The sequence below is a fragment of the Janthinobacterium sp. genome, from assembly GCF_009923995.1.
GTDB lineage: Bacteria > Pseudomonadota > Gammaproteobacteria > Burkholderiales > Burkholderiaceae_D > Janthinobacterium.
This window is the reverse complement of sequence record NZ_RFSK01000113.1, coordinates 1-7180: the sequence shown is the minus strand read 5'-3', so window position 1 is coordinate 7180 and position 7180 is coordinate 1. Positions and strand designations below refer to the sequence as shown.

The window sequence follows — 7180 nt, the reverse complement described above, 5'->3', positions numbered from 1 at the left end:
ATCGGCATCGATGCCGATGCCGCTGTCGCTGACGGTGAAGCGGATCAGGCTGACCTGGCGCCCGCCGGCGCCCGGCGCCACGCCCGCGCGCTCGACGCTGACGCTCACGCCGCCGCGCTGGGTGAACTTGAAGGCATTGCCGACCAGGTTGACCAGCACCTGGCGCAGGCGCGTCGGGTCGCCCACCACGAAGGGCGGCAGGTCGGGCGCGAAGTCGATGGCGAAGCCGATGCTGCGCGCGGCCGCCTGCTCCTCGAACAGGCTGACCACGTTCTCGATCGCCGCGCCGAGGGCGAAGTCGATGTTTTCGATACTCAGCTTGCCCGCCTCGATCTTGGAAAAATCGAGCAGGTCGTTGATGATCACCAGCAGCGACTGGGCGTTGGCCTGGCCGCGCAGGATCTGCTCGCGCGTGGCGTCGTGCAGCTGCTCGTCGCGCAGGGCAAAGCCCAGCATGCCGATCACGCCGGCCAGCGGCGTGCGCATCTCGTGGCTCATGTTGGCGAGGAATTCCGACTTCTGGCGCGTCGCATCCTCGGCCTTGCGTTTGGCCTGGCGCAAGCTTTCCTCGTTTTTCTTCAGGCTGCTGTTGACCTGCGCCAGCTTGTCCGACTGCGCCAGCACCTCGATTTCCTTGCTCTGCAGCTCGGCGTTCTTCTGGTACACCTCGGCCGTGCGTTCATTGACCAGCTTTTCCAGTTCGTTCTGCTGGTGCCGCACGGCGCGCATGCGCTGCCGGTAGACGGCATAGCCGGCGCCCAGCAGCAGCGCCGCCACCAGGGTGCGGAACCACCACGTCTTCCAGAACGGCGGCAGGATGGTGATGGCCAGAGTGGCACCGCTCTCGTTCCACACGCCATCCTTGTTGGCCGCCTTCACGCGGAACACGTAGTTGCCGGGATCGAGATTCGTATAGGTGGCGAAGCGCCGGCCCGCATCCGTCATGACCCAGGCCTGGTCGAAGCCTTCGAGCCGGTAGGCGAAGACGTTGCGCTGCGGCGCGGCGAAATGCAGGGCCGCGAATTCCAGCGAAAAGACGCTTTCGCGGCTCGTCAGGGTCAGGGTGCGCGTATGGTCGATCGCCGTGCGCAGCACCTGCGCGAATTCGCCGCGGCCGATGCCCACGGGCTTGTTAAAGATCTGCAGCTCCGTGATGGCCACCAGCGGCGGCACGCGGTTGTCGTGGATATCCTGCGGCAGAAACGCCGTCATGCCGTTGAAGCCGCCGAAATACATGGTGCCGTCCGCCGCGCGCAGGGCCGCGCCGTCGAAGTACGAGCCTTCCACGGTGCCGTCGGCGCTGTCGTAATTGCGGAACAGGCCGCTGCGCATGTCCAGGCGCGTGATGCCGCTGTTGGTGCTCAGCCACAGCTGCTCGTTGTCGTCGCCCAGGATGCTGGCGACGGCATCGTCGGCCATGCCGTCCTTGCGCAGGAAGCGGCGGAAGCGGATGTCCCCCTTCGCATCGACGTCCATGCGGTTCAGGCCATTGGCCGTGCCCACCCACAGCACGCCGCGCTTGTCCTCGTGCAGGAAGTGCACCTCGTCGTGGCTGAGGCTATGGGGATTTTGCGGGTCGTGGCGGTAATGGCGGAAGCGGCCGCTGGCGCGGTCCAGCAAGTCCAGGCCATGGAAGGAGCCTATCCACAACTGCCCCTTGCGGTCCTCCAGCACGGGACGCACCATGTTGTCCGACAGGCTGTTCGGGTCGGCCGGATCGTGGCGGTAGGTGGTAAATCGCTTGCTGGCCGGGTCGAAGCGGTGCACGCCGCCGCGCGTCGAGACCCACAGCATGCCGCTGCGGTCGCTCACGACGTTGCGGATGGTGTCGCTGTTCGGGTCGCCGGCGGCGAAGCGCATGGTAAAGAAGCGTCCCAGGGCCGGATCGAAGCGGTGCAAGCCCGTGGAGCCACCCACCCACAGGGTGCCGTCCGGCGCCTTGTACAAGGTGGTGACCTGCTCGTCGCGCGACATGCCCGGCGCGCTGCGCAGATCGAACAGCTGCGAGCTGCCGTCGCGCGTGTCGTACAGTTTCAGGCCGCCCTTGGTGGCCAGCCACAGCTTGCCATTGCCCGCATCGGCCACGGCGCGCACCTTCTTGTCGGCCAGCGCGCCCACGTCGCCGGGGGCGCGCGCCATGCGCGAAAAGCCCCCGCTGCCCAGGTCCACCCGGCTCACGCCGTTGTACCAGGAACCGACCCAGAAGGTGCCCGCGCGGTCGCGGAACAGCGAGGACAGCTGGTTGTCGGCCACGCTGAACCTGTCGCCCGTCTGGTGCCGGTACTGCAGGAAGGTGTCGCTCTCGGGCTGCCAGCGGAACAGGCCATCGGCATTGCTGCCCAGCCAGACCGTGGCGTCCACGTCCTGGTACAGGCTGGCCACGCGGATGGCGGAAAAGCCCTGTTTTTCGTGCAGGCGAAGGCGCGCCTGCGGCGCCTGGCCGGCGCCGCCCAGGCGCCAGCGTTCGGCCCCGGCCATGGTGCCGATCCACAGGTTCTGCTGGCGGTCGACCAGCAGCGACTGGATCACGTTGTACTTCGAGCCGGGCGTCGTGTCGACGGCGAAATGCTCGAAGCGCTCGCTGCCCGGCGCCAGCATGTCCAGGCCCGTCACGGTGCCGACCCACAGGCGCTTCTGCGCGTCGAGCGCCAGCGCCTTGATCTCGTTGTCGCCCAGGCTGTGCGGATTGTCCTCTTCATGGTGCCAGGTGCGGAACAGGCCCGTGGCGGGATCGAAATGCTGCAAGCCGTCCGAAGTGGCGATCCAGAAGCCGCCCGCGCCATCGTCGAGGATGGCATGGATATGCCGGTTGCCGTTGCCGCGCTTGCTCTTCTCCTGCGGCACATAATGCGTGAAGGTCTGGCTGGCCGCGTCGAAGCGGTCCAGCCCGTTGTCCGTGCCCACCCACAGCTGGCCCTTGTCATCGACATGCAGCTCGCCGACCCAGTTGTCGGCCAGGCTGGTCTTGTCGCCCTCGATATTCTTGTAGACGACCATGCGGTAGCCGTCGTAGCGGCTCAGGCCCGACTGGCTGCCGAACCACATGTAGCCTTGCCGGTCCTGGGCGATGGCCAGCACGGATTCCTGCGCCAGCCCCTGCTCCACGCTGAGCTGGTCGAAACGCAGGGTGGGCGCAGGCGCGCCCGCGGCCCCGCCGCCCAGCAGCAGACTTATCAGTAAGGCAACACCACAAGCACGTCGAAATACCAGCACAATCGTCCTGTCAAAAAAAACGCGAAAACTCCGGCAACGGTGCCGGGGGCCGTCTCAAGAACCAAAAAACGCCAGTACATCGTCCTTGCGGGCCTGCGTATCGCGCTGTCCAAGACGGATCAGCTCGTTAGTATACGTCGATTCGAACAACAAATACGATGCCAGCGCCGCGCCGCGCGCTTCGGCCGCGCCGATGCCCGACAACATCGTGCGGATGGGCCGGGGCAAACTGCCGATATGCCGGCTGGCGATGGCGTCGAGCCGCTCGGAGGGGGCGATGACCAGCAGCTCCACGGGCCGCAGGGCCGTCTTGCCCAGCAATTCGGGCGGCAGCATGGACAGGGTCAGGTTGATGCGGTTCAGCCGTTCGATGTCGACGGCCAGGCCGTCGAGGAAGATCGACGACAGCGCGTGGCCGGCGATCTGCGCCAGGCTGGGGTAGCGCGCCGCGTCGCCCGGCCCCGGCGCCGGCTCCGTCATGCGCCCGGCGCCCACCACCAGCACCTTGTTGGCGCCCAGGTGGATGGCGGGCGAAATCGGCGCCAGCTGGCGCATCGACCCGTCGCCGCAGTACTCGCGCTGGCCGCCCACGTACAGGGGCACGGCGGGGAAAATAAAAGGGATGGCGGCCGAGGCGAGCAGGTGCTCCACGCCGATCTGGTCCGGCAGGGCCAGGCGCTGCGTGCGCACCCACGGCGCGATATCCTCGGCCGTCTGGTAAAACGTCATGTGCCGGCTGCCCGAATACGAGGAGGCCGTGACGGCCAGCGCATGCAGCAGACCGTCTGCCAGCGCCGCGTCCAGGCGCGGCAAGTCCAGCATGCGGTGCAGCAGGCTGACCAGCGGCGTGTTGTCGAGCAGGGAATTGGGCGGCGACGCATGCCACTGGCGCAGCAGCCAGCCGAACGACAGCAGCGACAGCCAGCGCGCGCCCGAGCGGATCACGCCCAGCGAATCGGCGCGGTAGACCTGTTCGACCTCGATGTGCTGCCATACGTCGAGCAGCTTTTGCACGCCCTCGCCGAAGTTGTCCGCGCGGCAGGCCAGGGCCGTGGCGTTGATGGCGCCGGCCGAGGTGCCGCAGATGATGTCGAAGGGGTTGCGCGCGGGCGCCCAGCCCGCTTCCCACAGAATCGCCGAAATCGCCTGCAGCACGCCCACCTGGTAGGCGGCACGGGCGCCTCCTCCCGTGAGTATCAAGCCTGTTTTATTTTGCATTCCCATGCCGGCAGATTAGCAGGGTCTTGATACTTTGTGGAAATTTCAGTCGCCCCGCACCATACCCTCGCGGCGCGGATCGGCCCCGCCGAACCAGAAATCCTTGCCGTGCGCATTCAGGCGCATGATGCCCTGCAGGCCGGAATTCTGCTCGATGACGCGCACCTCGTGGCCCATGGCCCGCAGCGCCTCGACCTGGGCGGCCGGCGCGCGCCCCTGTTCCAGTTCCGTCGGGCCGTTGCGGCTGCCGAAGTTCGGCAGGCTGATGGCCTGCTGCACGTTCAAGCCCCAGTCCATGGTCCCGACCAGCACCTTGGCCACGTAGTTGATGATGGACGAGCCGCCGGGCGAACCCGTCGCCAGCACGAGTTTCTGCGTGCCCTTCTCGAACACGAGGGTGGGCGACATGGCGCTGCGCGGGCGCTTGCCCGCCTCGACGCGGTTGGCGATGGGGCCGTCCGCATCGCGCGAGTCGAAGGAGAAATCCGTCAGTTGGTTGTTCAGCAAAAAGCCGTCGACCATCTGGCGCGAGCCGAAGGCGTCTTCCACGCTGGTGGTCATCGACAGGCCGCCGCCGAAGGCGTCCACCGCTACAAGGTGCGACGTCGACGGGCGCTGCAGCGCGTTGTCCATGCCCCACGCCACCTGCATGCCGGGCGGCGTGCCGGGCATGGCCTTGCCCATGGATCTGTCGCCGATCAGCGAGGCGCGCTGCGCCAGGTAGGTCTTATCGAGCATCGAGGCGATGCCGTTGCCGGGCAGCGGCACGAAGTCCGTGTCGGCCACGTAGCGGTTGCGGTCCGCGTAGGCCAGGCGCCCCGCTTCCGAGAACAAATGGATGGCCTGCGCATCGAGCACGCCGTCGACGGGCGGGTACGGATGGATATCCTTCACTTCCAGGATGCCCAGCATCTGCGCGATGGCGATGCCGCCCGACGATGGCGGCGGCATGCCGCACACGGTCCAGGCCTTGTAGTCGCTGCAGACGGGCACGCGCACCTTGGCGCGGTAGCCGGCGATGTCGGCCGCCGTCAGCTTGCCCGGATTGGTCGGGTGCGACGCCACCTTGGCGGCGATGTCGCGCGCGATGCGGCCCTGGTAAAAGGCGTCGGCGCCGCCGCGGGCGATCTCGCGCAGGGTGCGCGCCAGCTGCGGGTTTTTCAGCACGTGGCCGACGGGCCAGGCCTTGCCCTCCTGGTCATAGAAATACGCGGCAGCGACGGGGTCGCGCTTCAGGGCCTGGTCCCAGTTCAACAGGCCGTTGAGGCGCTGGCTGACGGGAAAGCCGCCCTGCGCCAGCTTGACGGCGGGGCCGAACAGGGTCGCCCATGGCAGCTTGCCGTGTTCCTTGTGCGCCAGTTCCAGCATGCGCAGCACGCCCGGCGCGCCCACGGAGCGCCCGCCCACCACGCCCGTGGCGCGCGAGACGGGTGTGCCGTCCGGATTCTGGAACAGGTGTTCGTCGGCGCTGGCGGGCGCCGTTTCGCGTCCGTCGAACGCTTGCACGCCCTTGGGGCTCGAATACAGCAGGAAGGCGCCGCCGCCGATGCCCGACGACTGCGGCTCGACCAAGGTGAGCACCAGCTGCGTGGCGATGGCCGCGTCGATGGCGCTGCCGCCCTTTTTCAGCATCTGGTAGCCGGCATCGGCCGCCAGCGGATTGGCGGCCGCCACCATGAACTTTTGCGACGTCCAGCCCGATTTTTCCGCATACGCGGTGGCGATTTCCGGCGCCTTTTGCGGCACCTCGGCAAATACGGGGCTGGCAGCCAGGGCTCCCAGCAAGGTCAGGCTCAGCGCCAGCGGCTTCAATGTGATCATGGATTCTCCGATAAAAAAGGGCGCACAGCCAGGCAAGGCTGTACGCCCCATACGGGGGTATCCTACATCAAATCACGCCAGGCTTATTTGGGCTGCATGCGGATGGCGCCGTCCAGGCGGATGGTCTCGCCATTGAGCATGACGTTTTCCACGATGGCTTTCACCAGCTGCGCGTATTCGCCCGGCTTGCCCAGGCGCGAAGGGAACGGCACCATCTTGCCCAGCGCATCCTGCACTTCGGCCGGCATGCCCAGCAGCATCGGGGTTTCGAAAATGCCGGGCGCCACCGTCATGACGCGGATGCCGTTGCGCGACAGGTCGCGCGCCATCGGCAGGGTCAGCCCCACCACGGCCGCCTTCGACGACGCGTAGGCAGCCTGGCCGATCTGGCCGTCATACGCCGCCACGGAGGCCGTGTTGATGATGATGCCGCGCTCGCCCTCGGCCGTCGCATCGAGCTTGGCCATGGCATCGGCCGCCAGGCGGCACATATTGAAGGTGCCCACCAGGTTGATGTTGACGACCTTCTGGAACAGGGCCAGCGGGTGCGGGCCATCCTTGCCCACGGTCTTCACGGCCGGCGCCACGCCGGCGCAGTTGACCAGGCCGCGCAGGATGCCCAGCTTGCCCGCTGCCGCCACCACGGCCATGCCGTCTTCCTCGGACGTCACGTCGCACTGCACGAACACGCCGTTCAGCTCGGCGGCCAGTGCCTGGCCCGCCTCGGTCTGCACGTCGGCCAGCACGACCTTGCCGCCCGCCGCCGTCAGCATGCGCGCCGTCGCCGCGCCCAGGCCCGATGCGCCGCCCGTGATGATGAATACATTGTCCTGAATCTGCATGAAGTCTCCTGAATGATAGGGGCCGTGTTCCCGGCGCCGGATGGTTGCATGGTACATGATGCCATCATTACGTTTACGTAAACGTA

Annotated in this window: 4 protein-coding genes; all 4 read right to left on the bottom strand. The window is 67.2% G+C overall.

The features are described from left to right. The coding region (locus tag EBS11_RS27635) for a two-component regulator propeller domain-containing protein (RefSeq protein WP_290608603.1) at positions 1 to 3213 on the bottom strand (3213 nt) is incomplete at its 3' end. A gap of 54 nt (positions 3214 to 3267) precedes the next feature. Further along, positions 3268 to 4437: a patatin-like phospholipase family protein gene (locus EBS11_RS27630; protein ID WP_290608601.1), complete on the bottom strand. Its 1170-nt coding sequence runs from the start codon at positions 4435 to 4437 to the stop codon at positions 3268 to 3270. A 39-nt stretch (positions 4438 to 4476) separates the two neighbouring features. Next, positions 4477 to 6252, bottom strand: a complete 1776-nt coding sequence (gene ggt / locus EBS11_RS27625; RefSeq protein ID WP_290608595.1) for a gamma-glutamyltransferase — start codon at positions 6250 to 6252, stop codon at positions 4477 to 4479. Between the two features lie 83 nt (positions 6253 to 6335). Beyond that, positions 6336 to 7094 carry a 3-hydroxyacyl-CoA dehydrogenase gene (locus EBS11_RS27620; protein WP_290608593.1) on the bottom strand — a complete coding sequence of 253 codons (759 nt, stop codon included), beginning with the start codon at positions 7092 to 7094 and terminating at the stop codon, positions 6336 to 6338. Positions 7095 to 7180 lie beyond the last annotated feature (86 nt).